Origin of the sequence: Xenorhabdus griffiniae, assembly GCF_015163655.1 — a bacterium.
GTDB lineage: Bacteria > Pseudomonadota > Gammaproteobacteria > Enterobacterales > Enterobacteriaceae > Xenorhabdus > Xenorhabdus griffiniae.
The window spans coordinates 1-3165 of record NZ_JADEUF010000200.1 but is presented as its reverse complement, the minus strand read 5'-3'; the positions used below and the strand labels follow the sequence as shown (position 1 = coordinate 3165).

The following is a 3165-nucleotide window of genomic DNA, read 5'->3' as shown; positions in this document are numbered from 1 at the left end:
ATGTTTTTACTTTTATTTAGTATTATTATGAATTTTAATTTACCACTATTTGTTAATATCTTCTTATTATATAAATCATGTATATATTAAAAATATAAATCTATTGGCAAACCAGAATTAAAAAGCGCTCGTAATTTCAGACCTTGGAGTGTATAATCTCCATATTTCCTTTCCTTCAACACTTTCCCAAGGTGGAGAAGTCGGTTTACCATCTAACCAAAATTGAATTTTTCTTTGCACGTTAGGGTTGTACCTGTTTCTATAGACCCATCTCAATTCATGTGAAGTTATATCAGTTCTAGCGCCTGGATATTTTATTTTATTTACTACATATCTCATATCGATGCCATCAAGAATAAAATGTATATTATTATTCTTAAGTAGATCAGTATCTTCATTGCTTGTAGTTACCCAAGATAATCCTCCTTTACATTTCCTTGAGAATACTTTGTCTGCACTTTTCAATGCGGTATTATATTTAGGATGATTTTTAAGATGTGACATAAAACTCTTCTGATAGGGAAGTCTTTTCGTCGTGTGCATGTAGTTATACTGTTCTTCCATCTCCATTCGGGTTAATTCATCTTTAAAGTATAGTTCTGGAGGGGTTATAAATTGATCTATTAACAGAACTTGAGCGCTAGGAAGAATCTTCGTAGCAACAGCAACAGCAGCAGTACTTCCTTTGAAAGGCTGATATTCACGAAGATACCTTACTCTTTCACTGTGTAATCCGTAAACTAAATCACCAATAATCAATTTGCGGGTAAAAGGCTCTTTAAATGGCATGTTTTTACACTCACTACTAAATTCATTCTTAAAAGGGAAAGTATGATACCATAAAAAAGTATACTATTTGACCACATCAGCAATTGTCAATGAGCAGAAAAAAATAAATTTATCAGGGCGAGATCTCACAATATTAACGATGCTATTAAGCAGTGTATTTTATACGCTGTTGCCAATATTCACGTTCCACGGGAGCAGATCATGCTGGGGATCGTCGTAATGGTGTTTGGGGAGGTTCCAGTTCCGTAAAAAAATTTGCTAAGGTTGAGCTGTTCAAGTAACCGTTTAATTTGGGTACGCAGCTCAACCAGCGATTCGGCCTACGCCTGAATCTGACGATCTTTTCCCTGAATATCGGTCTGAAGCTGGTAGATGGGGGCTTTCAATTGGTCAATATCATCAGGCATATCAGTCATCATTAGGCGCTCAGGGAAAAAGCTTAAGTGTGACAGTGAAACAATCCGCTTGTTCTGCCTATCAAATCAGCAATAAACCCTGTAAAATCAGCTACGCTTTCTGGGGATGTCACACCGCAAAAGACCATTCATTTCACTTCTAATAAATAGGTTTTACTAATGCATCAGTCTGATGTTGTTGATCGCTCTCTTTTTTCGTTAAGTTGGCCGATTTTCATTGATATCTTTCTGCATATGGCGACGTTATTAATCAATACGTACATGGTCAGCCATATTTCTTCTGCTTATCTTGCTGCAATGGGAGTGGGTAATTATGTTTTTGATCTCTTTATTACAATTTTTAACTTTATCAGCGTAGGTTGCAGTGTTGTCATAGCTCAATATCTGGGATCAGGAAAACGTGATAAAGCAAGCCAGGCTATTCATATTTCCATTGCTTTTAATTTTGTGCTGGGTTTCAGTTGTGCGCTGATCACCGTGTTCTTCGGTTATAAGATCCTGTATATCATGAACCTGCCTGAAAATCTGATGGAAGATGGGTTCGCTTATCTGCATGTTCTTGGCATCTGTCTGATACCCGAAGCAATTTCGATTATTTTGGCGGCTTGCATGCGGGTTTATGGAAAGTCAAAATCGGCCATGTATGTCACGCTGATTGCCAACCTGCTTACCATTGCCGGCAATATGATCGTACTCTATGGATTCTTTGGATTGCCTCAATATGGACTCGAAGGCGTAGCGTGGTCTACAGTATTTGGTCGTACTGTCGCTGTTATTTTGCTCTGCGGATTACTGTTTTTTGGTTTGAAGATCAAATTCGAGCCTAAATTGCTCGTGAATTGGTCTAAGAATATGTTGAGCAAAATCCTGCACATCGGCTTACCTGCTGCGGGTGAGAATTTGGTGTGGATCCTGCAATATATGACTGCACAGGCGTTTATCGGCCTGATGGGTGAAATGTCTCTGGCCGCGCAAACACTGTACTTCCAGCTATCTCTGTTCATTATGTTGTTTGGTATCTCTATCAGCATTGGCAATGAGATTATGGTTGGTCACCTTGTTGGGGCAAAGCGTTTTGAAGATGCCTATCTTCGGGGGCTTAAGAGCCTGAAAATTGGTGTGATTGTTACAATAGGCGTCGTCTTAATGTTCTGGATTTTCAGGGAACCGCTTCTCTATGTTATGACGGAAGATCAGAAGATTGTTGAACTTCTGCTGCCGTTGTTCTTGCTCTCGGTCTTTTTGGAACCAGGACGCACTTTCAACATTGTGATGGTCAATGCCCTGCGTGCTTCTGGCGATGCCCGTTTTCCTCTCTATACCGCATTGATTTGTATGTGGGGAATCTCTATTCCAGTTGGTTATTTTTTGGGAATTACCATGGGTATGGGGATCCTAGGGATCTGGATAGGATTTTTCTGCGACGAGTGGATCCGCGGGTTAGTGAACGCCTGGCGTTGGAAGTCTAAAAGATGGCAAACCAAGCGATTAGATGTCTAATTAAAAAATAACAGTAACAATAAGTGCATACACATTAAACTTCAAGCTGCGATTTACAACACGATATCACACGCATCTTGAAGTTAGATTGGTATAAAAAATGCCGCAAATAAACTTGCGGCATTTTAATCAAAGATGGGTTTGACTAATAATTGCATAGTAACTTGAACAAGTTTCTCATTAATATGTTATTCAGTCTTTATCTGATAACTTAATTTCAAGACTGTGAAAAAATAAAAAACAGGGCTATTTCCGTTTTATTTTATAAATAACATTATCCGCTTTGTTTTTATTAATACCAAGTCTATATACCAATCGTCTTTCAAGATGCGTCTTATATCTCCCCGCATAGCGCTGAGGAATCCCCAGAAAATAGACAAGCATAGCGTTGTGTGATCTACTGATTGTTCCACCAAGTCAATAGGGTCACTGCTATGCCTGCACGTCAAGTATGCCATAA

The 3165-nt window shown here is 38.7% G+C and carries 2 protein-coding genes; one reads left to right on the top strand and one right to left on the bottom strand.

Annotated features, from left to right (window positions below; translation table 11 throughout):
* Positions 1-117: 117 nt before the first annotated feature.
* On the bottom strand, positions 118-789 hold the full coding sequence (locus IQ211_RS18595) for a hypothetical protein (protein ID WP_189760782.1): 672 nt from the start codon (positions 787-789) through the stop codon (positions 118-120).
* Positions 790-1364: 575 nt separating this feature from the next.
* Here IQ211_RS18595 and IQ211_RS18590 point away from each other — a divergent pair.
* Entirely contained in the window at positions 1365-2705 is a 1341-nt protein-coding gene (locus IQ211_RS18590; RefSeq protein WP_189760783.1) for an MATE family efflux transporter, read from the top strand.
* The last annotated feature ends 460 nt before the right edge of the window (positions 2706-3165 follow it).